A 22,498-nucleotide genomic window follows, 5' to 3' on the forward strand; every position below is an offset into this window, starting at 1 on the left:
TTAGAGCCTTCTGTTTTCTTGCTGACCAAACACTCAAACAAGGATTTGTGTATGTCTTCAGACTCTCCTTCTATGTCTTGGCTAGAGACGATTCGCAGTTATATGGACAAGCGCCTAATGTGGGTATTTATGCTTGGCTGTTCGAGCGGCTTTCCTTGGGTTCTGATCGGTTCAAATATGTCAGGTTGGTTAAAAGACGCCGGACTCACACGTGCAGCAATAGGCTACTTTGGTAGCGTATTTGCCGTTTACGCCATTAATTTCCTGTGGGCACCACTCGTTGACCGAGTCCGTATTCCTCTTCTGCATGGAATGCTCGGACAGCGAAGAAGTTGGGTCTTTGTTTGTCAATCAATTGTGCTAGTTTGTACCCTATTAATAGCCGGTGTCGACCCATCACAAAACCTAATGCTCACTTCAATGCTTGCTCTGGGTATCGCTATCTCGTCGGCCACTCAGGACATCGCCATTGATGCCTTTCGTATCGATACATTCCCTAAATCAGAGCCCTCTAAATTGCCACAAGCGTCAGCGATGGCGGTTATCGGTTGGTGGACGGGCTACTCGGTGCCAGGTTACTTAGCTTTTATCAACGCTGACTCTATTGGCTGGAATGGGGTTTACTATGGAATGGCAGCGATTGTCGTCCTACTAATGATTTTCACGCTCTTAGTTGGTGAACCCAAAACTCAACGTGACGCGTTGCAAGCGCAAGCCGAACAACGTCACAGCAAAGTCGTTGGCAATCGTATCGTCGCATGGATCACGGTCACTGTCGTTGAGCCTTTCCTCGATTTCTTCAGAAGTAACGGATTTAGAGTCGCAATCACCCTACTACTGTTTGTTTTCCTCTTTAAGATTGGAGAAGCTTTCTTAGGTCGAATGTCGATTACCTTCTATAAAGAAGTAGGCTTTACTAACGAGCAGATTGGTTACTATTCAAAACTGATTGGTTGGGGGCTCACAATTGTGTTCACCTTGATCGGCAGTATGGTTAACGTGAAGTTCGGTATCGTACGTGGCTTAATGATCGGTGGCATTGCCATGGCGTCAAGTAACCTCATGTTTGCTTGGATAGCAAAAGTAGGGCCGAGCGAGCAATTATTCTTAGCCACTTTGGTTGTCGATAACTTCACTTCTGCATTCTCAACCGTTGCCTTTGTGTCATTCTTGACAGTGGTCACAGGTCAAGCGTTCTCTGCTACTCAGTACGCTTTACTCGCCTCTTTAGGCAACTTCGGTAGAACAACACTCGCCTCTTTCTCGGGAGAACTGGTTGACTACCTCAACGACTGGTCAACCTTCTTCGTCCTGACGGCACTGATGGTAATACCGAGTTTGATTATGCTCTATTCGTTGCGTCATTATTTCACGGATATGTTAAACAGAGCTCAGCAGAGAGATTCTCAACAGGCAGATCAACAGGACACAGCACAACAATAAAAATAAAGGCTTGGTTTCTCACCAAGCCTTTTTTCTCGCATCAATTTTCTGACTAGGGATAAAGCCCCTTACCAAATAAATTGAATACTCTGGCGACACCTTGAGTGAATATCATCGGCTGTGTGAGTACAGTCAAACACAAACAATCTTCACCCTGTTTAGTGTATGGACTGTGTTTTACTGTTCCATCTTTGAACAAGAAGTCCCCCACTCCATAGTGCCCATCTTCATCGCTAAAGCTACCGTGAAGAACCAAGGTCGACTCCGTGCCTTTATGAGTGTGCTGGGGAATAGCCACATTTTCGCTAATGTACATCAGGTTAATTCTAGCATCTGGCGAGATATCTATTGCCGCGCTAAATACCTTGCCTCCATAGCTCTTCCAATCACTGATCCGGTCTCTAAAACGCGATAGCGACAGAGGAAGACGAAAAGACTTGCCATTCACTTCAACAAACGTCGGCATACGAGGAAGCCTCATAGGGTCACTGTTTTGTTCAAGAGCGACAATTTTGTCGAACATAGCATCGAAGTCATCTTTGACGCTAATATCGCTCGCCATTAGCTCTTCGCCGTATAGCTGTTCAAACCCGTTAACTTGGCTTCGACAGCGTGGACAACTTTCGATGTGGGTGGCTATCGTAAAAGCGCTCACATCATCCAACGTGCCTTGAGCGTATGCTTGCAAAACGGATGCATCTGGATGGTAACTCATAGTGTATCTGCCTCTATCGAAATTCGAAGTTTCTCTACTGCTAAGCGCAACCGTGACTTAACCGTTCCAAGGGGAATATCAAACATCTCTGCGACTTGCTGATGCGGTAACTCTTCCAAGTAAACTGCCTGTACGACTTTGCGTTGAGATTCCGGCAGCAAATCCAAATATTTAACCACCTGTAGTTTAAGTAGTTCGGCCTCAGGAGAATAATGTTCCACCATATCTGGCGGACAATAATCATTAGGCCAAAGATCCTCAGAATGTATATGCGCATCCCTACCTTTCTGTTTGCGCAAAATGTCAAAACAAAGGTTACGGGCTATCGTAAAAATCCATGTAGAAAGCGAACTCTTACTGCTATCAAATAACGCGCTTTTTTGCCATACGGTTGTCATCGCTTCTTGAACGACTTCTACGGCAATCTGCTCATTGCCCATATGCCTGAATGCAAATTGCTTGAGACGTGGAGAAAAATGACTAAAAACCAATGCAAACGCATGTTTGTCCTGCTGTTTCACTTTTTCCATACACTCAGCCCAATCTGCTTTGGTGAAAGCTTGGCTATCTGAATTGGCCATTTCGATATCCTTAAACGGTGCCCTTAGACAGTATATACGCTTCAATTCATGGAAAGATCATTTAGCTATTGGCTAAAGAGCGCTTTATTTAAAAACTGTATCGCCTCACGACAATCACGCGCAGCAGCAAGATGATCAAACTGGCCTTTGGACAGCGGCAATATCTCAAGCCATCTTTGACTAACCCAGCTTGCATCATCCAGAAACTTTTGGTCATACAAGTTGCTCACTTCGGGAAAACGCTCATAAACCTGCGCGAGATGCTGAGCGACAGACTCCGTCTCGATACTAAGCTGTTCAACTTGCCAGTTGGGTAGCTTAGTCACTTTCGCATAGCGAAGACCATCATATTCAACACGCACCTGATCTATCTCGAATCTTTCTAATCCTGTCACTGTGATTCCTAATAGACCCGCGTCTAGCACTTCAAAATCGACGATTTGTGCCAGCGTCCCAATCTTAGATAGCTCATTTTCACCAGACTCTTTCGCCTTTTCAAACATACAGATGCCAAAAGTGCCATCCGCACGCATCGCTTGAGAGACTAAACGTTTATATCTCGACTCAAAAATTCTTAGTCGCATTTTTCCCTCAGGGAGAACTATTGAACTTAGAGGAAAAAGCATTACTTCGGCCATATAAAATCACTCCCAACCATTTTATTAACAGTTACGTTACAGGTCGCAAAAGCGATCATTAACCGAATGTGTTGAATAGTTGATAGACATTAAATTTAGAGTAAACGCTTGCGTAATCGATACCTGTTTCACTTTTTGTGCAACGGGATGAAAGTTCCATTGGAACGTTATTTTTTGCTTATTAATGGGATTCAGATCACTTGTTTTATGTTTTTTTACATCAGTTGCACATGGCTTTTGAGATTTTTATCGATATTATTCACATCCATAAAGCACAGCTAAGATTGTGCAACTAAGTAAATATCGAATGAATATTGAAATTAACAAACATAGAGAGTTCCCATTATGCGTAAATCACTTTTAGCTCTAGGTGTTGTTGCAGCGGTATCAGCTGTACCAGCTCAAGCAGAATACTTATTCGGTTTCGGTGGTATGTATGTTGACTACCAAGCATGGAACCACGGTATCGGTAACGATAACGATAACTTCAATGCAGATATCGAAGATCGTAACCAAGCGGTAATCGGTATTGAAGGTGGTGCCGTATTTGACTGGGGGCAAATCTACGGTTTCTACGACTATGAAGGTGTTGATCGCGCTGGTGACGATCGTGGTGCTTCCACTAAAGGCACAATCCACTATAACCTAACTGATTCTGGTATCTCTTTATACGCTCAGGTCTACAACACTGATAAAGACAACGACGGTAATGGTGGTGCCTTACATGAACAAAACCGTGTAATCGGTCTTGGCTATACAGGTCTTAAAGGTGACGGTTGGGGTTTCACGCCATTTATCGGTATTCACCAAATCAACAGTGGCAACATCCGTGGTAACAACGGTGGTATGTTCGGTTACGTAGGTTACTACAACACCGACATCGCTGGTCAAAACTTTACCTTCTCAACTTGGAATGAGCTTGAATTTGCGCGTAACGACGAGTACTCAAATCTGCAAAGCACTGATTTCAACAGCGGTGTTAATGCAGAAAGTTGGGGGCTAAACGGTAGCCTAAACGCAATGTGGAACATTAACCAAAATTGGTCAACTGGTGTTCTATACCGCTATACAGTTAACAAACTAGCACGTAAAGATTACCAAGATCTTGTAATCTACCGTGTACAGTACAACTTCTAATTGTTGATGTTTTGACTAAAAATGGCACCTTCGGGTGCCATTTTTATTGCTTTCCCCTTCACTGACATTATCCTTGGTGCAAAGTTATCTACTTGCGAGCATTCAGTGAATATTCTCATCTTAGGCCCGGGGGCAATTGGCTCTTTATGGGCAACCAAGTTTGAAGCATCAGGGCACAGTGTTTCTCTCTGGTCGACCTCTAGCGAACCAAGACTCACGCTTCAACTTGATCAGCAACCGCCGCAAACCTTTTCTAACCGCAGCATCAACAGTGTTGAACAAGCCGATCTGATTCTTGTTACAGTAAAAGCGTGGCAAGTTGATACCGCACTGCACCCGCTTATGCGACACATAAGCCCAGATGCCATCATAGTGCTAATGCATAACGGCATGGGCACAGCTGAAGCCGTGGGGCATAAAATGCCTAACAACCCGTTAGTACTGGCTACAACCACCCACGGGGCGTATAAGCCAAGTAAACAACAAGTTTTGCATACTGGCATAGGACAAACGCAGCTCGGTGGTTTTAATTCACTCGGCAACAAATGTTCATTTCTTGAAGAAGTCTTTACTCATGCATTTCCTGTCGTAGCTTGGAATAACAATATTCACCACGCACTATGGACTAAGCTCGCGATAAATTGTGCGATTAACCCCCTCACGGCCATTAATCAAATCAAAAATGGTCAGCTTGCCGCTCAAGATCACCAGCTTGAAATCAATGGACTACTGGATGAAATCTATCCAGTGTTAGCCGCTGAACAGATCCCGCTTTCACGTGAGCAACTGTCGCAAACAATCAATCACGTCATCGAGGTAACCGCTGCAAATCACTCTTCTATGCAGCAAGATATTTTCCATCGCCGCCCAAGCGAGATAGACTTTATTACTGGATACTTACTTGAGCGCGCGCAACACCATGGCATCTCGACGCCCAAAAATCACAAACTGTATCAAGCCATCAAAAACATAGAACAAAGTTGGAATCAATAATGACAAAGAAAGTCCTCGTCCCTATCGCACCCGGCACAGAAGAAATGGAAGCCGTTACCATCATCGATACGATGGTCAGGGCTGGCTATGAAACCATTGTTGCGAGTGCAGATTTCGATGGTCAGTTAACCATGAAAGCATCACGAGGAGTAACGCTGACCGCTGATTGCAAGTTGGTTGATATCGCTGACGATGAATTTGATGCGGTGATCCTGCCAGGCGGAGTGCAAGGCGCAGAAACATTCCGTGACAGTACGGTGCTGGTTGAAATTGTTCGACAACAAATGTACGAAGGCAAGCTCGTCGCTGCGATTTGTGCTGCACCCGCTTTAGTCCTTGCCCACCATGGTCTTTATCCCGACGCACTCATGACTTGCCACCCTAGTTTTGAAAGCCACATCCCCGCTCAAAACTGGCGTGTAAAGCGCGTGACTTACGATACCAATCATAACCTTTTAACCAGCCAAGGACCGGGGACCGCACTTGAGTTCGCGATGGAAGTAATCATTAATCTCTCAGGTAAAGCACACGCATGGAGTGTCGCAGAACCAATGGTCACTATGCCTACCTTGCAGTACCACAAACTAGGTGAAGAGTAATGTTTGATGTCCAGCAAATCGCAGCGCAGTTTCCTGCACTGAAGCAGCAGATCAATCAACAAAGGCTAGTTTATCTAGATAGTGCAGCGACTACACAAAAACCTCAATGTGTCATAGACGCCATCTCTCACTATTACAGCCAGCAAAATGCCAACGTTCACCGCGGCAGCCACAGCTTGACCGCTCAAGCCACCAGCCAATTTGAGAGTGCTCGTGAAACAGTGGCCCGCTTTATCGGAGCGAACTCAAGTAAAGAGATAATCTGGACACGCGGAGCGACAGAAGCACTAAACCTGATCGCACAGACCTATGCCCGAAACATCTTGCAGCCTGATGATGAGATTTTGGTTAGTGAAATGGAACACCACGCTAATATTGTTCCCTGGCAGATTGTCGCGCAGCAGACTGGTGCTAAAGTAGTTAAGATCCCGATGACAGATCAATGCCAGTTTGATCTTAACGCTTTTGAAACTTTACTATCGGATAAGAGCAAGATCGTCGCCCTGGCTCATATCACTAATGTCACTGGCACTCGCCAACCGATTGAAGAGGTTATAGCTCGCGCTCATCAAGCTGGATCGGTTGTGGTCGTTGATGGTGCACAAGGTATTGTTCATGAATCTGTTGATGTTGCACAGTTAGATGCCGACTTCTATGTTTTCTCTGGACATAAGATCTTTGCTCCTGCGGGAATTGGTGTGCTTTACGGTAAGCAAGCGATCCTCGAAGCCATGCCTCCATGGCACGGTGGCGGCAAGATGGTAGAGAAAGTTTCTTTTGATGGCACTACCTTTAGTGAGCTTCCTGGTAAGTTCGAAGCTGGCACACCAAACGTTGCCGGTGCTATTGCGCTATCCACGGCAATTCAGTGGTACCAAGGATTAGATCATCAATCACTTGAAGATCACATCCACTCCTTAGTTAACCAAGCCAAGGCTGGATTAGAGCAACTGGATGACGTTCGCATCTTAGGTTTTCAGGCTAACTCATCGGTGCTGTCATTTATCATTGAAGGCGTTCACCATCAGGATGTTGCTACACTACTCGATCAGCAAGGCATTGCAGTCAGAGCCGGAAATCACTGTGCTCACCCGCTAATGGACGCTCTGGGTGTAAAAGGCACTATCCGCGCCTCATTTGCCGCCTACAACACAGTTGAAGATGTCGAGAGACTCGTTGCAGCTGTAGCGAAAGCGGTAGATATGTTGTAGCGAGAAGCGAGAAGCGAGAAGCGAGAAGCGAGAAGCGAGAAGCGAGAAGCGAGAAGCGAGAAGCGAGAAGCGAGAAGCGAGAAAATCTTGGAAGGGTTGACAGTGTGCGTCAACCCTTTTCTTTTAAATTCATACAATTAAGCTTAAATCTCATCCAGCTTTGCCTGCAACTTTCGACTCGCTCATCACAAGCTCCTCTCGAAGGGCGCAGCCCGATCTCGACGCGAAGCGTTCTAGATTCTCGCAGGGCGAAGCCCCTCTGTTTAAAGCTCATCAAACGCTTCAATCGCTTCGCTAAGCTTTTTAACCCCATGAATCTGCATTCCAGCAATACCACCTTTAGGCATATTTGCCGCAGGCACTATCGCTCGCTTAAAGCCGTGTTTAAAGGCTTCGTTAAGTCGCTCTTGACCACTGGGAACAGGGCGAATCTCACCAGCCAATCCAACTTCTCCAAACACCACCACATCCTTAGGCAATGGTCGATCACGGAAGCTAGAGAGTAGTGCCATCACTAACGCTAAATCGGCACTGGTTTCTGTCACTTTTACCCCGCCGACGACATTGACGAAAACATCTTGATCCGCCATCTGTAGACCACCATGCTTGTGCAGCACTGCAAGTAAAAGCGATAAACGATTCTGTTCGAGACCAACAGCAACACGACGTGGATTGGCCAACTGTGAATAATCAACCAACGCCTGTATCTCAACAAGAAGTGGGCGTGTTCCTTCCCAAACAACCATCACCGAGCTGCCTGACGTCTCTTCCTCGCCGCGAGAAAGGAAGATTGCAGATGGATTGCTCACCTCTTTTAAGCCTTGACCCGTCATAGCGAAGACCCCCAGCTCATTCACCGCACCAAAACGGTTTTTATGGCTGCGTAAAGTACGAAAACGACTGTCTGCCCCGCCATCGAGCAATACGGAGCAGTCAATAATATGTTCCAATACTTTTGGCCCCGCCAACGTACCATCTTTGGTAACATGACCAACGATAAATACCGCGACATTGTTTTGTTTAGCGTACCGTGTGAGCGCAGTAGCAGACTCTCGTACCTGAGCCACACTACCTGGTGAAGATTGAACATCTGATACATGCATAACTTGAATAGAGTCAATCACCATAATTTTGGGCTGCTCTTTTTCAGCGATCTGACAAATTCGGTCAACATTGGTCTCCGAAAGCATTTTTAGATTATCTTTCGGCAGACCTAACCGAGAAGCGCGCATCGCGACCTGTTGCAGTGACTCTTCACCAGTCACATATAAGGTCGGCATTTGTGATGCCAAATAGCACATAGTTTGTAGTAGCAGTGTGGATTTACCAGCCCCCGGATTACCACCGATAAGGATCGCAGCCCCAGGAACGACACCGCCACCCAGAACTCGGTCGAGTTCTTTAAAGCCGCTCGTAAAGCGAGGGACTTCTTGCAGATCGATCTCTGACAGTGTCTGAACTTTGGTTTCCGTAGTTGAACCTGCATATCCCGATAGACGTTCGTTACGAGCAACACTTGGAGATGCTGCCAATCGGACTTCGCTGATAGTGTTCCACGCGCCACAGGCGTTGCACTGTCCTTGCCAACGTGGGAAATCTGCACCGCAGTCATTACATACGTACGCTGTTTTCGCTTTTGCCATGTAACCTCAGGTCTTAAATTATGTATTTGTGACATAAACTACGACGGAAGTAGCTTATATCATCTTCTCTACTTGATTCGCAGTAACATATCACTAAAGATCTTTATATCAAGGCCGATATGAAATGAGTAAGGGATACTCTAACAAAAAATATGCAGCAGCCAGAAATACTCTCTCTCGCGGAACGTCTAATTCCCGTTTATCACTCAGAAGACTTCGATTATCTTCTCGGTCAAATGACAGAGGGGGATCCTCCTTCCGTTAAGATCCTAGTAAAAATGGAGCTTAACCGTGTTATGGCGCCTTGCACTAAACCCATCGATTTACGCGGACGAGTCAAGGGAGAGTGCCGCGAATACGAACTCGATGGTCTCAAGCACTGGTTAGATGATGTCGCTTTCAACGCCTATCATAAGAACACCCGTAAATTTGGTGGGTATACTGAGGGTGTTTGGGAAGCGCTATGTAACACCCATAATAATTTCCGCGTCATGCAAAAGCGTGGCAAGCCCCTAGGCACTGAAGTCAGCATAGAAACGAATGGCATCAACGTCGAAGCAATCACGTTAGGCTATGATCTTAAGCGTAAAGAGAACCGCCTAAAACTGTCTTCTCAAATAAAACTCAAGTTGGCCAATAGACAAGTGGTCCACGCGGTCACCATCGATCTCTCTCCTTCAGGCGCTAAGTTTAAAGTCCCTTCCGCGTTTGATTACAAACTCGGTGAAGTGATCGATGTTCGTCTAGTAGAACTGAGTAAAAATGTCGACATTGGTGGTATTGATTCCGTGATCCCATATCGCATTGTTGGAATTGATGAGTCATACGAAAACGATGCGGTTAAGTTCCTTCGCCTACTAAAGCTTGATACGTCAAACATCATTGAGCAAGTTATCGACTACGTAGTGAAAAGTGACACGCAGAAAGCTCGTCATGACAATCAAGACAAGATTATCCGTGCTCGTTCACGAGGTTTCGAGCACACCTATTTAAAACACACTTGCAACTTGCCTGTCTTTTTTAGCGGCAATGAGCTTAAGCTCGTACTGATGACGGAAAATAATCAACCTATCTGGCAGTACTGGCATGACGAGCGCAATCAACAGACACTAAGCAGCCTTTTTCACGAGCAGCGTATGACGCAGTTAACGGCTGAAGGCATGAGAGGCAGTAATAATGTACTTTACTCGTTCACTCATGAACATAAAGATAAAACCCTCTTCTTCTCAATGATGATGCCGGAAGCGACTCGTGAATTGCGTCAGTTGTTTTGGCATATTGGAGCCAAAAAGGAGAGCTGGAAGGCATTCCGCCTGTCTGTGTTTGAGTTGTCTGAAGCAGAAAAACAGACACTGGCAAATCACTCCAGTGAGTTGGAAACAGAGTCTTTGACTCACTGCGGTATCTTACAAGAGATCGCCGACGAAAGTAGCCGACAGGACTACCTGCTAACGGATAAACCTCAGCTCGCAAGCAACGATCTCAATCGTTTTCGACATGCTCGAAACCCTAAAAGCAATCCTGCTTGTGTCTACTTTGATGCAAAATCTCGACGCAAAGAACCTAGGTATCAGTTCCGTTCCCCTATTACGCTTTCACATCCAAGTGGTGAAAGTATTGATGGCGTCAGTGTCGATATTTCCAAGCACGGTATGAACATCGCATTAACACAACCATGCAGCTTAAAAGCGGGGGATACTTGTACGATTAACTTCAAAGAACTTCAGCTTTACGACAAGAAGCTGCCTTTGGATGTGGTGCCATACACCATTATTCGTGTCAGCCCAGGCGAAAAAACGCTCCAACTTGCTATCATTGAAGATAGCCAGATGATGCGAACTATTGCCTTTTTCGGCAAGTTAATCGAACACAACCAAGATAAACTCATCGCTAAAAAAGAGTTGCTCCCAAGTAATGAGCTATTGGAAGGTTTACACAACATCCTACTCGATAAGATGGTCAGCACGCCTCTCTACGTAGAGAAGAAAGAGGGAAGTCTCAGACCTAAAGCGATTGGAGTGAACTATCCACTCAAGTCTTATCTCGCAATCTTAGCGAAACTAGGCGATGAAAAGAGCTTCTCCTTAGCACCAATCTATAAGGGACGGACAAATACGCTGCTAGCACAACCAATGAAGCGTATCGAGGGTGCAGAGCCTCAATACCACGAACTCTACCTAGCGACAGTCAAGTTCGGCACTCGAATCCAATCTGTCGAATCAAAGCTGAGCAGTGAATTTGCCAATATCAAAGAACGCATTATGTTTATCAAAAAGTCACAAGCGATGGGTGAGTTTTATGCCATCCGTATTTGTGGTGCCCCTGTATTTGACCCGATAACAGCTTTAGTGCGCAAAGACTTAAACGAGCTGGCTCAAGTCAGCATGCATCAAGCTCGAAGCTTAGAAAAAGAGATGCATAGTATTGTTGGCTACGGTGAACTTATCGACATCACTGAAGAAGTCTTAATCCGACTGGAGTTAACTCGATAAAAAAGCGAGACAATGTCTCGCTTTTCTTTAAGGTTGAGGCTTAAAGCTAACCCGTTTCTGCTTAACTAGGATTGCAGATAGAATGCAGATTATGCCGCCCAGCCCAGCGTAACGCACGGCACTTCTTGCTTGCTGCTCTACCTTAGGTTTAGCGTGATAAGCAACACCCAATCCAGCCGCTTCCATCATCACTAGATCATTAGCGCCATCACCAACCGCAATCGTATTGTGCGCTTCAATATCATACTGCTCAGCTAATTCGAGTAGGATGTCAGCCTTCGTCTGTGCAGATACCACGTCACCAACGACCTTACCGGTTAGCTTGCCGTCGACAATCTCTAGTTGATTTGACTGTGCATGGTCTAGCTCAAGGCGCTGCTGAAGGTGATCGGAAAAGTAGGTAAAGCCACCGGATGCGATAGCTGTCTTCCAACCATACTGCTTTAGTGTACCGATCAGTTCAGGCAAATCAGACATTAAAGGGAGTGTTTGGCGTACCTCAGACAATATAGATTCATCTGCGCCCTCAAGTTTGGCAACGCGCTGACGCAAGCTCTGCTCAAAATCGAGCTCGCCTTGCATTGCACATTCGGTCACTTCTGCCACTTCCTCGCCAACACCTGCTAGCTTAGCGATCTCATCGATACACTCAATCTGAATTGCCGTTGAGTCCATATCGAGTACCACCAAACCCGGCTTAGTCAAATCGGGCATATCATGCAGAGCGGAATAGTCTAATTTCAGAGCTTGTAAAATTTCCTCATGCTCTGCGGTGAGCTCCCCTGCCATTAATGCAACTTCGTAGTTTCCAACTTTCCATACATCAACAACGGCATTGTTATAGCCGACGAAGAAATCAATATCATTAAACTGATCTGGGCATAGATAGTCAGCAAAAACGACCCATCCAGCTTTCGCCTTGTCAAATTGCGTTGCTAGTCGGGTTTCAGGTAAGCGGTTAATTAAAGGGGTATGTTTACGAATAGAGAGAGTCTTCAACGTGTCCATGTTTGCAATTCCTATAAAATCTCCCATCACGTTAACCTATTGCAATTTGGATGCGCAAGTCTCAATATGCTCTAAAGTACAATTAAGCTCGATTTAGGTGAAAAATGGACACCTCCCTATTCTCATTTCGAATGGCCATGAAGGTGCTAGGAATTATCTCCTTAATTGCGATGGTGGCGTCTATCGCGATCAACAGCGTCAAAATAACCAAGGGCAATGAACAGATTCAGGCTAATCAGTTAGAAACGCTAACCAATATTCTGATTTCACAGGCTTCACTTTCCGCTAGCGATATGATCGTTAATCAGGATCAAGAGCGCCTACTGAGACTGACTAATCAGCTGGCTAAAGACAATCTGGTTGTTGATGCAACCATTTATGATGCTGAGGGTGTAAAACTGGCAGCCAGTGATCACGCCAAATCCGTTCGAGAAATGCTCGGCCTTGATACACCTCTACAGACTGCACGTATTGGTAAACAGCAACTGGTAGAACCGGTTTTGCACGATGGTTCTGTTATCGGGTTTGTGCGCATTACCTTTGAAACCGGTAAATTAACCGCCTTCTCTGATCACTATTACCGTAAAAGTGACCGCTATATGTACACCATGGTTGGTCTTAGCTTTGTGGCGGGATTGCTTCTCACACTGATCGTGCGACGTAAGCCGAACAAACGCAAAGGCGAGAATTTGTTGTTGAAGGATATGTAAGCGAGAAAATCTTGGAAGGTTGACGTGAAAGCGTCAACCTTTTTTCTGGATTTTAGACGTAAGTCCCTAACAAAAAACTCTGTATCAGATACCTACTCAGCATCTATAACGTGCACCTCTCGAAGGGCGCAGCCCGTTCTAAATTCTCGTAGGACGAAGTCCGTTCTCGAAGCGCAGCGTTCTAAATTCTCGCAGGGCGCAGCCCGCTCTTAATTACTCTGCGTCACCTAGTAGCACTGAATCCAACGCAATGATCATCATATCGTTGAAAGTCGTCTGACGCTCATCTGAAGTCGTTTGCTCACCCGTCTTGATATGGTCAGAAACAGTACAGATGGTTAGCGCTTTCGCGCCGTACTCAGCACATACGCCGTAGATACCAGCGGCTTCCATCTCAACACCTACGATGCCGTACTTGTCCATTACATCGAACATTTCAGGATCTGGCGTGTAGAAGAGTTCTGCCGAAAATAGGTTACCTACTTTTACTTCAATGCCACGAGCTTTCGCTGCATCTTCAGCTGCACGAACCATCTTGTAATCAGCGATTGCAGCAAAGTCATGACCTTTAAAACGGATACGGTTCACTTTCGAGTCAGTACACGCGCCCATACCGATAACAACGTCGCGAACTTTAATGTCTTCGCTTACTGCACCACAACTGCCTACGCGGATAATTTTTTTCACGCCGAAGTCTTTGATAAGTTCCGTCGCGTAGATCGAGCATGATGGGATACCCATACCGTGACCCATTACTGATACTTTACGGCCCTTGTAAGTGCCCGTGAAGCCGTACATGTTTCGTACGTCACATACCTGTACAACATCTTCCAAGAAGGTTTCTGCAATGTATTTGGCACGTAGCGGGTCACCCGGCATTAGAACAACATCTGCGAATGCACCCATTTCTGCGTTGATATGTGGAGTTGCCATGATTCAATTTCCTTAGTTAGAAATGACAAAATAATAGAGGGACTAGCCCTCTATTTTTCAATTAAACTGCTTGGATTACAGGAAGTTTTTACCGTAATCCATTGGCGAAATACCAAAGTGACTCGCCAGTGTCTGACCGATGTCAGCGAATGTGTCACGTAGACCAAGAGAGCCCGCTGGAACTTTTGGACCGTAAACAATCACTGGAATGTGTTCACGAGTGTGGTCAGTACCTGGCCAAGTTGGGTCACAACCGTGGTCAGCCGTCAGGATAAGAACATCATCTTGCTCCATTAACTCTAGTACTTCGTTGATTCGTCCATCGAAATATTCTAGTGCGGCTGCATAACCCGCCACATCACGACGGTGACCGTATGCAGAGTCAAAGTCTACAAAGTTAGTGAACACGATAGTGTTGTCGCCAGCGTCTTTGATTTGCTCAAGAGTCGCTTCGAACAACGCAGGGATACCTGTTGCTTTCACTTTCTTCGTAATACCGCAGTTAGCGTAGATATCAGCAATCTTACCGATTGAAACAACATTGCCTTGCTTCTCTTCTACCAGTTTTTGTAGAACAGTGGCTGAAGGTGGTTCAACTGATAAATCGCGACGGTTACCAGTACGCTCAAACTGACCTTTACCAGGGCCAATGAAAGGACGAGCGATAACACGACCAATGTTGTAATCTTCCAGCTCTTCACGCGCAATTTGGCACAGTTCAAGTAGGCGGTCTAAACCAAATGTCTCTTCGTGACACGCAATTTGAAATACTGAATCAGCCGAAGTATAGAAGATCGGTTGACCCGTTTTCATGTGCTCTTCACCAAGATCATCAAGAACTTGTGTTCCTGATGCGTGACAGTTACCTAAGAAACCATCTAAGCCTGCACGCTCAAGAATTCGGTCCGTCAGTTCTTTAGGGAAACTGTTTTGTTTATCTGTGAAGTAACCCCAGTCGAAAAGTACAGGCACACCTGCAATTTCCCAGTGACCAGATGGCGTGTCTTTGCCTGAAGATAGCTCGGCAGCATGGCCGTAAGCGCCAATGATTTCTGCATCAGCGTCAAGGCCCGGAGCAAAACTACCTGTCGACTCTTTATGTGCCATCGCAAGACCAAGTTTAGACAAGTTTGGTAGACGAAGAGGACCACTACGCTCTGCGTTATCCGCTAAACCTTTCTCACACTGCTCTGCAATATGACCTAATGTGTCAGAACCGACATCACCAAAGTCTTTTGCATCTGCAGTTGCACCGATGCCAAATGAGTCTAGGACTAAAATAAATGCTCTTTTCATTGCTCTTTCCTTAGGCCCACTCAACTTTGACTATTTGTGGTGCAAGCAGGCCTTTGTGTAATTTAATTAAACGTCTTCCGCGCGAATCTGGCAGTAAACTTCTGGCGTTGCAATGTACTCACCGCCAATCGTAATTGCTTTCTTCAGCGCATCTGCCGCTTCCTGCCATTGCTCTTCACTACGTGCGTGAATAACAGCGAGAGGTTTATCATTCGAAGCTTGTTCGCCTAAACGAATAAAATGATCGAAACCGACAGCATAATCAATCGTATCAGTTGCAACTCGGCGTCCACCGCCCATCGCAACCACGGCCATACCAATTGCTCGAGTATCCATAGCAGAGACTACGCCCGATTGTTCCGCATAAACCGGCTTAATAATTTCTGCTTTATCTAGGTAGCTATCATAGTTTTCTACGAAGTCAGCAGGACCACCAAGACCAGCGACCATTTTACCGAAGCATTCCGCCGCTTTACCGTTATCAAGTACTTCCATCAGTTTAGCGCGTGCTTGTTCAGTATTGTCAGCGAGTTTAGCCAACACCAACATTTCAGCACATGACGCCATCGTCACTTCAAGAAGACGCGGGTTACGATACTCGCCAGTCAGGAACTGAACGGCTTCACGCACTTCTACTGCGTTACCAGCAGAGGAGGCTAGAACTTGGTTCATATCCGTTAAGATTGCCGTTGTCTTAGTACCCGCACCGTTTGCAACCGCTACAATAGATTTAGCTAATTCTTCAGATGCTTCATAAGTTGGCATAAAAGCGCCAGAACCCACTTTGACATCCATAACAAGCGACTCTAGACCAGCAGCAAGTTTCTTCGAAAGAATCGATGCTGTGATCAGAGAAATGTTGTCAACGGTTGCTGTGATATCGCGAGTGGCGTATACACGTTTATCGGCAGGAGCGAGATCACCCGTCTGGCCAATAATCGCCACACCAGCATCTTTAGTAACATCACCAAACACTTCATTGGTCGGCGTGATATTGTAGCCAGGAATCGATTCAAGCTTATCGAGAGTTCCCCCCGTATGACCAAGACCACGGCCTGAGATCATCGGAACGAAACCACCACATGCTGCAACCATAGGGCCAAGCATTAGTGAAGTGACGTCACCGACACCACCGGTTGAGTGTTTATCAACAATCGGGCCGCCAAACTCTTTGTGGCTCCAGTCAATGACCATACCTGAGTCACGCATAGCACAAGTGAGTGCGATACGTTCTGGCATGGTCATCTCGTTGAAGAAAATAGCCATGGCAAACGCTGCAATCTGACCTTCAGATACAGTGTTTTTTGCTACGCCTTGGATAAAGAAGTTGATTTCGTCGGCAGTCAGAACTTCGCCGTCACGTTTTTTACGAATCACTTCTTGTGGTAAGAAAGCTTGAGGTAAATACATTAGATCCTCCCATGCTTTTTTAGCAATGGTTGTAAGGTAAAGAGGTAATGGGGAGCAGCATCAATACTGCTCCACCTGACAGACTATTTAGAATTAGTAAGCTGCTGGATCAGCAGTTTCGTCTGTTACTTCTAATGTATTAAGTAGGTTCGTCAGCAAGCTTGACGCACCAAAACGGTAGTGACGAGCATCTACCCAGTTGTCACCAAGGATTTCGTCAGCCATTGCTAAGTATGCTTGCGCATCTTCCGCAGTACGCACACCACCCGCTGGTTTGAAACCAACCGTTTGTGCAACGCCCATGTCACGAATCACTTCTAACATCATGCGAGCGTACTCTGGAGTTGCATTTACTGGCACTTTACCCGTTGAAGTTTTAATGAAATCTGCACCCGCTTTAATACAAATTTCTGATGCTTTCTTGATAAGTGCTTCTTCTTTCAGCTCACCCGTTTCGATGATAACTTTTAGAAGGATATCGCCACACGCTTCTTTACATTGCTTAACCAGCTCGAAACCCACTTCTTCGTTACCCGCCATTAGGGCACGGTATGGGAATACTACGTCAACTTCATCAGCACCGTAAGCAACGGCGGCTTTTGTTTCAGCAACTGCGATTTCGATATCGTCATTACCGTGAGGGAAGTTTGTTACTGTTGCAATGCGAACGTCTGGCGTACCTTGCTCACGAAGCGTCTTCTTAGCAATAGGAATAAAGCGAGGGTAAATACAAATTGCAGCCGTGTTACCTACTGCTGATTTTGCGTCATGACATAGAGAAATAACTTTCGCATCAGTGTCATCATCATTCAGCGTAGTTAGGTCCATTAGTTTAAGTGCACGTAGTGCTGCTGCTTTTAAATCGCTCATTTCTATCTCCGATCAATATTCAAAAAAGTTACTGCTCTGCATCGTTTGCAGAACTGCAGTCATTTATGAACGGACTTGGTTCCTTGAAGACTCGGCATATACAGCGAATTTTAATATGCCAATTGCTATCCTTGTCACCGCACAGTACCAGCTTGGTCTATGGCACAACAATCTACGATTGCGGTGTCTAACGTATATGGGCTTTAACCCAAGCAACGGTCAGTTGCTGCCAGCGCCAATCATACTCCTTGTATTAATTATCGCTAGCTAAAAAACCTTTCAATAATCCATTGATAGGCTACACCACCTAAGTACACTCCGACGATGCCCATAACGCCTGCCAAAACAGGTGGCGCAGGTACCGGAAGCTTGATGGCGGAAAACAGGACTCCAACGACAAAACCCGCTAAGGTTGCGAGGATAACTTCGTTCATAAGTTTAACCCTACTTTCTATAGATACCTACATTATAGCTATTTGTCGTAGAACTGTAGTGGCTCATAGAGCGCAAACGGTTTGTATCTCAAAAAAGATTCTGCTTAACGTTTGCTCAGTATCAAACACTGGCAAACTCAGCGAATCCCCTAGCCTAAATCAAACCTAGGCTTGTGGCTCATTCCGCTCATACCGTCGGTAATCACAGTGTGCCAAGGTCTATATTCTCCAGTACAGTGGCCGCGATACGCACTTGCTGATAGCTCATACCTTTGACGCTTTCACTACACCGAAAAATAAAAAAGCCCCGCAGTAACAGAGTTACTACGGGGCTTGATAAAACGGCGTCTATATAATCTTTCGCTTACTAAATTAGAAAGATAGGAAGAAGCCAGCGATTGTCGCTGCCATTAGGTTAGATAGCGTACCAGCACAAACCGCTTTAACACCCATACGAGCGATGTCGTGACGACGGTTTGGAGCTAGACCACCTAGACCACCTAGTAGGATCGCGATAGAAGAAAGGTTCGCGAAACCACATAGAGCAAATGCGATGATAGCTTGAGTCTTCTCAGACATTACTGCACCTGTTGCTGCTACAACTTGAGCGTTCTCGCCAACGTAAGGTACGAAGTTTAGGTAAGCTACGAATTCGTTAACAACCAGTTTCTGACCGATGAAAGAACCAGCAACTGTTGCTTCAGCCCATGGCACACCGATTAGGAATGCTAGAGGAGCGAATAGCCAACCTAGAAGAAGTTCTAGAGTTAGGTTTTCCATACCGAACCAACCGCCAACGCCACCTAGGATACCGTTGATTAGAGCGATTAGACCGATGAATGCTAGTAGCATTGCACCTACGTTTAGAGCAAGTTGTAGACCAACTGATGCGCCGCCTGCTGCTGCGTCGATAACGTTAGCTGGCTTGTCGTCACCACCGTCGATGTCATCACCTAGATTCTCATCTGGCGTGTCAGTTTCAGGTTTAATGATTTTAGCGAATAGTAGACCACCAGGTGCTGCCATGAATGATGCTGCTACAAGGTACTCTAGAGGTACACCCATAGATGCGTAACCTGCTAGTACACCACCAGCAACAGACGCTAGACCACCACACATTACTGCAAATAGCTCAGACTGAGTCATTTTTGGTACAAACGGACGAACCACTAGAGGTGCTTCAGTTTGACCAACGAAGATGTTAGCTGCTGCAGACATTGACTCGGCACGTGAAGTACCTAGTGCTTTTTGTAGACCGCCACCAAGAATCTTGATAACCCACTGCATTACACCAATGTAGTAAAGTACAGAGATAAGTGCAGAGAAGAAGATTAGCGTTGGAAGTACTTGGAAAGCAAAGATGAAACCGATACCGTCAACTGAGAAGTTAACTAGGCTGCCGAATAGGAAACCAGTACCGTCTTTACCGTAGTCGATAACGTTCTGTACACCAGCTGAGAAACCAGCTAGTAGGTCGCGACCCCATGGTACGTAAAGAACGAAACCACCGATGATGAATTGGATAGCAAATGCGCCACCCACAGTTCTTAGATTGATAGCTTTGCGGTTATCAGACAGTAGTAATGCAATTCCTAGCAATACTGCCATACCGACTAGGCTCATAAACAGGCTCATAGTTTATGACTTCCTTATATGTTATTTGTTGGCGTGTTACAAAATGGAGCTCAAAAGCGGAGGCAATTATACTCATCCGTCCATTGATAAAGTAATGCCGTCCTCACAGTTTCTAATAAGATTCATCATGTGCTCACTCATTTACGTGAACAAGATCACCATTCACAACCTCTTCAATCATCATATGAACAATTTATTTCGAAATTATTCACAAATATCGAAGGCAGAATTGCTATTTTTCCAAACGATTTCAGCAATCGTTTGCTCTGGCAATCCTTTCAAGCTTGCGAGACAGGACAATATTTCACCTATCATCTTAGGATGATTGGCCTTGCCTTGATGTCCGTTTAATGGCATGTCGGGTGCATCCGTTTCCAGAACGAGATTTTCGACCGCTAACTGCGCAATAGCCTGACGAGTTTTATTCGCTCTTGGATAAGTGATTACCCCTCCGACGCCAATATAAAAACCACGTTCAACAAACTGCATCGCTTGCTGATAACTTCCAGAAAAACCATGCAGCACACCGCCAAATTCAAACTGCTTTTGCTTAAGAATCTGCAACAAACGATTGTGTGTCTTACGACTATGTAAGATGAGCGGAAGCTTAAACTCATTGGCAAAGTCAACTTGCTGAACGAAAATCCGCTCCTGCAGTTCCATATCAACATCTATCATGGCATCCAAGCCACACTCACCCACAGCAACACACAAACCTTGATGTTGCTCTAATAGTAGACGCAATTCGGTAAAAGAGTACTGACTTTGTTGATCGATAAATAGTGGATGAACTCCTAACGCGTAATACAGCCCTGAATATTGTTGCGAGAGAGCGATCAGTTTTTGCCAGTTCGACGAGCCGATTGCAGGCAAAATAAAACGCTCAACTCCGTGCTGTTGGGCACTCTCTATATGCTGCCTGAAGTCAGCAGAGAAACAGTCGAAATCAAGATGGCAGTGGGTATCAAAAAGGCGCATCATCGCTGCGCCTTTTGGTAGTTTCTACTGAAGACTGTTCTGGTTCACTTCGGTAAGGAACACAGCTACGTTTATGCTCTGGTGTCAATCCCAATGACAAACACCACTGATCATACTTGGCTAACCATCGCTTAAACCAGTTCAACATTTCAGTGCCTTCTATTACTGTTCTTCTCGTTTGAAAACTAACTCTGTTGGTGTTGACTCATCTTCAACAAAGTAATAGCCCGCAGTGTCAAATTTCGTTAAATCAGCCACACTAGAGATACGTTGCTCAATAATATAACGCGCCATCATTCCCCGTGCTTTTTTGGCGTAAAAACTGATCACTTTATACTGGCCGTTTTTACAATCTTTAAAGACAGGCATGATCACCTGCGCGTCCAACAACTTAGGTTTTACTGCTTTAAAATATTCATTTGATGCTAAGTTGATAAGTACATTGTCACCTTGGGCAGTAATCGCCTCATTGAGCTTATCGGTAATCACATTACCCCAAAACTGGTACAAGTTGCTCCCTTTACCATTGGCGAGTTTGGTGCCCATCTCTAAACGGTAGGGTTGCATCAAATCAAGTGGTTTTAACAAGCCATAGAGACCCGATAGCATACGCAGATGTTTTTGCGCGTATTCAAAGTCCTCTTCACTTAGTGACTCCGCATCCAATCCCGTGTACACATCCCCTTTAAACGCGAGAATTGCTTGGCGTGCGTTGTCAGTCGTGAACTCTTCACTCCACTCTTGAAAACGGCCTACATTCAAATCAGCAATCTTATCGCTGACCTTCATTAAGCTGGCGACATCTGCAGGAGTCAGCTTGCGACAAACATCAATTAACTCTTTGGAATATTCAACTAACTCCGGCTGAGTAAACTTCTCAATCGCCAGAGGAGATTCATAATCTAACGTTTTCGCAGGAGAAACGACAATTAACATGACTTTATACTCTATCCATTTATCTGTTTTATTGAGTTTAGGGTACAAAAAAACACCCTTAACATAAAGTGATAACAGCGATGTTTATCAGGCCCGAACAAGTACCTTGATACAAACACCATTATTAAACCAGCTGATGAAAACAGCCAAAAACCAGATTGATAAATAGCATCATCTTCTACGACTAATAAGAACAACGGGAATAGTGAGCCAGCCAATATCGCTGTGCACCACTCTATTAAGTGACTATACTTCCCCTCTCCACCTATATATTCCCAAGAGTAGGCTATCTCAGCGTTATAAAGTTGTTCCTTAAGGGACTCGATGCCTTGTTTACTATTCATTCGTCGATTCTCACTTCAATAATACGAGTGCCAAATTCTTTTGGCGCAGGCTCTACGGTTAAATCACCTTGTTTTTTACCTGACGCTATATAGCCCAGTTGTTGATGTTTTGAGGCTTGCTAGTTAAACGGCATGCTAAAAAGTACGGTTATGGTATCGACCAGTGCTGCCGCCCAAATTTAATCACTCTGTGAGAAAGCAAGAAAGTTACTCTGTAGCACTCTCTTCATCTTGCTGATAAATCGGGTGCTTATACTTATCATTCAGCTTTTTTATTTCGACTATTTCAATTTCAGGGAAAGCCGACTGTAGATGAGAAAGTAACGCTGTTTTTTGATCAAGCGTCGAAATAAAAACAGTCCCTATATATACCCCTGATCATTGAAAATGCTTGATTTTATTTAGAATCAGGATCATGCTACGAACCATGAAAATTACACTGACTCCTCAGCAGAAACTGCAACTCGAACAAATGCACGATTCTACTCGTGA

The 22,498-nt window shown here is 45.2% G+C and carries 22 protein-coding genes; 8 read left to right on the top strand and 14 right to left on the bottom strand.

What is annotated here, in order from left to right:
• The first annotated feature begins 51 nt into the window (after window positions 1-51).
• The gene (locus DA100_RS18625) at window positions 52-1,443 is read left to right on the top strand and encodes an MFS transporter (RefSeq protein ID WP_138973495.1); all 1,392 of its coding nucleotides are present in this window, start codon (window positions 52-54) and stop codon (window positions 1,441-1,443) included.
• Window positions 1,444-1,495: 52 nt separating this feature from the next.
• Here the strand turns inward: DA100_RS18625 and DA100_RS18630 are convergent, their stop codons facing one another.
• The 3 genes from DA100_RS18630 to DA100_RS18640 form a co-directional block, all read right to left on the bottom strand.
• Entirely contained in the window at window positions 1,496-2,158 is a 663-nt protein-coding gene (locus DA100_RS18630; protein ID WP_138973497.1) for a ChrR family anti-sigma-E factor, read from the bottom strand.
• Window positions 2,155-2,739, bottom strand: coding sequence for a sigma-70 family RNA polymerase sigma factor (locus tag DA100_RS18635; RefSeq protein ID WP_138973498.1), 585 nt, complete (start codon window positions 2,737-2,739; stop codon window positions 2,155-2,157). Before DA100_RS18635 ends, DA100_RS18630 begins: the two co-directional genes overlap by 4 nt.
• A 65-nt stretch (window positions 2,740-2,804) precedes the next feature.
• The gene (locus DA100_RS18640) at window positions 2,805-3,377 is read right to left on the bottom strand and encodes an LON peptidase substrate-binding domain-containing protein (protein WP_138973499.1); all 573 of its coding nucleotides are present in this window, start codon (window positions 3,375-3,377) and stop codon (window positions 2,805-2,807) included.
• Window positions 3,378-3,722: 345 nt separating this feature from the next.
• On the opposite strand from DA100_RS18640, the gene DA100_RS18645 reads away from it, so the two are divergent.
• The 4 genes from DA100_RS18645 to csdA all read left to right on the top strand — a co-directional run bounded on the left by DA100_RS18645 (window position 3,723) and on the right by csdA (window position 7,317).
• Window positions 3,723-4,514, top strand: coding sequence for an outer membrane protein OmpK (locus tag DA100_RS18645; RefSeq protein ID WP_138973500.1), 792 nt, complete (start codon window positions 3,723-3,725; stop codon window positions 4,512-4,514).
• Between the two features lie 105 nt (window positions 4,515-4,619).
• Window positions 4,620-5,507 (top strand): 2-dehydropantoate 2-reductase, encoded by an 888-nt coding sequence (gene panE, locus DA100_RS18650; protein WP_171052255.1) that lies wholly within the window; start codon window positions 4,620-4,622, stop codon window positions 5,505-5,507.
• Window positions 5,507-6,106 carry a DJ-1 family glyoxalase III gene (locus tag DA100_RS18655; RefSeq protein WP_138973502.1) on the top strand — a complete coding sequence of 200 codons (600 nt, stop codon included), beginning with the start codon at window positions 5,507-5,509 and terminating at the stop codon, window positions 6,104-6,106. Before panE ends, DA100_RS18655 begins: the two co-directional genes overlap by 1 nt.
• On the top strand, window positions 6,106-7,317 hold the full coding sequence (gene csdA / locus DA100_RS18660; RefSeq protein ID WP_138973503.1) for a cysteine desulfurase CsdA: 1,212 nt from the start codon (window positions 6,106-6,108) through the stop codon (window positions 7,315-7,317). The genes DA100_RS18655 and csdA overlap by 1 nt, the downstream gene beginning before the upstream one ends.
• Window positions 7,318-7,580: 263 nt before the next feature.
• Here the strand turns inward: csdA and radA are convergent, their stop codons facing one another.
• Window positions 7,581-8,960 (bottom strand): DNA repair protein RadA, encoded by a 1,380-nt coding sequence (radA, locus tag DA100_RS18665; RefSeq protein ID WP_138973504.1) that lies wholly within the window; start codon window positions 8,958-8,960, stop codon window positions 7,581-7,583.
• Window positions 8,961-9,112: 152 nt separating this feature from the next.
• On the opposite strand from radA, the gene DA100_RS18670 reads away from it, so the two are divergent.
• Window positions 9,113-11,452: a PilZ domain-containing protein gene (locus tag DA100_RS18670; RefSeq protein ID WP_138973505.1), complete on the top strand. Its 2,340-nt coding sequence runs from the start codon at window positions 9,113-9,115 to the stop codon at window positions 11,450-11,452.
• A gap of 27 nt (window positions 11,453-11,479) precedes the next feature.
• Here the strand turns inward: DA100_RS18670 and serB are convergent, their stop codons facing one another.
• Window positions 11,480-12,460: a phosphoserine phosphatase gene (gene serB, locus DA100_RS18675; protein WP_138973506.1), complete on the bottom strand. Its 981-nt coding sequence runs from the start codon at window positions 12,458-12,460 to the stop codon at window positions 11,480-11,482.
• 104 nt (window positions 12,461-12,564) lie between these two features.
• Here serB and DA100_RS18680 point away from each other — a divergent pair, with 104 nt between their 5' ends.
• Window positions 12,565-13,170: a YtjB family periplasmic protein gene (locus DA100_RS18680; protein WP_138973507.1), complete on the top strand. Its 606-nt coding sequence runs from the start codon at window positions 12,565-12,567 to the stop codon at window positions 13,168-13,170.
• A gap of 213 nt (window positions 13,171-13,383) precedes the next feature.
• On the opposite strand, the gene deoD is transcribed toward DA100_RS18680, so the two are convergent.
• From deoD to deoC, 4 genes are all read right to left on the bottom strand, one after another.
• Window positions 13,384-14,103, bottom strand: a complete 720-nt coding sequence (gene deoD / locus DA100_RS18685; RefSeq protein WP_005473519.1) for a purine-nucleoside phosphorylase — start codon at window positions 14,101-14,103, stop codon at window positions 13,384-13,386.
• A 75-nt stretch (window positions 14,104-14,178) separates the two neighbouring features.
• Window positions 14,179-15,399, bottom strand: a complete 1,221-nt coding sequence (locus DA100_RS18690; protein ID WP_138973508.1) for a phosphopentomutase — start codon at window positions 15,397-15,399, stop codon at window positions 14,179-14,181.
• Window positions 15,400-15,465: 66 nt separating this feature from the next.
• Window positions 15,466-16,809, bottom strand: a complete 1,344-nt coding sequence (gene deoA, locus DA100_RS18695; protein WP_138973509.1) for a thymidine phosphorylase — start codon at window positions 16,807-16,809, stop codon at window positions 15,466-15,468.
• Between the two features lie 93 nt (window positions 16,810-16,902).
• On the bottom strand, window positions 16,903-17,679 hold the full coding sequence (deoC, locus tag DA100_RS18700) for a deoxyribose-phosphate aldolase (protein ID WP_138973511.1): 777 nt from the start codon (window positions 17,677-17,679) through the stop codon (window positions 16,903-16,905).
• 115 nt (window positions 17,680-17,794) lie between these two features.
• Here deoC and DA100_RS21085 point away from each other — a divergent pair, with 115 nt between their 5' ends.
• Complete coding sequence (locus tag DA100_RS21085) at window positions 17,795-17,950, top strand: hypothetical protein (protein WP_171052253.1); 156 nt, start codon at window positions 17,795-17,797, stop codon at window positions 17,948-17,950.
• Here DA100_RS21085 and DA100_RS18705 read toward each other — a convergent pair.
• The 5 genes from DA100_RS18705 to yaaA form a co-directional block, all read right to left on the bottom strand.
• Window positions 17,943-18,113, bottom strand: a complete 171-nt coding sequence (locus DA100_RS18705) for a DUF1427 family protein (RefSeq protein WP_138973512.1) — start codon at window positions 18,111-18,113, stop codon at window positions 17,943-17,945. The two genes, DA100_RS21085 and DA100_RS18705, sit on opposite strands and share 8 nt — an antisense overlap.
• Window positions 18,114-18,485: 372 nt before the next feature.
• On the bottom strand, window positions 18,486-19,748 hold the full coding sequence (locus DA100_RS18710; RefSeq protein WP_138973514.1) for a NupC/NupG family nucleoside CNT transporter: 1,263 nt from the start codon (window positions 19,746-19,748) through the stop codon (window positions 18,486-18,488).
• Window positions 19,749-19,952: 204 nt separating this feature from the next.
• Window positions 19,953-20,726 (bottom strand): TatD family hydrolase, encoded by a 774-nt coding sequence (locus DA100_RS18715; protein WP_138973518.1) that lies wholly within the window; start codon window positions 20,724-20,726, stop codon window positions 19,953-19,955.
• Window positions 20,713-20,874: a DUF5363 family protein gene (locus DA100_RS21090; RefSeq protein WP_171052256.1), complete on the bottom strand. Its 162-nt coding sequence runs from the start codon at window positions 20,872-20,874 to the stop codon at window positions 20,713-20,715. Before DA100_RS21090 ends, DA100_RS18715 begins: the two co-directional genes overlap by 14 nt.
• A 14-nt stretch (window positions 20,875-20,888) precedes the next feature.
• Window positions 20,889-21,662: a peroxide stress protein YaaA gene (yaaA, locus tag DA100_RS18720; protein WP_138973515.1), complete on the bottom strand. Its 774-nt coding sequence runs from the start codon at window positions 21,660-21,662 to the stop codon at window positions 20,889-20,891.
• Window positions 21,663-22,498: the final 836 nt, after the last annotated feature.

The organism is Vibrio sp. Hep-1b-8, assembly GCF_006124995.1.
GTDB lineage: Bacteria > Pseudomonadota > Gammaproteobacteria > Enterobacterales > Vibrionaceae > Vibrio.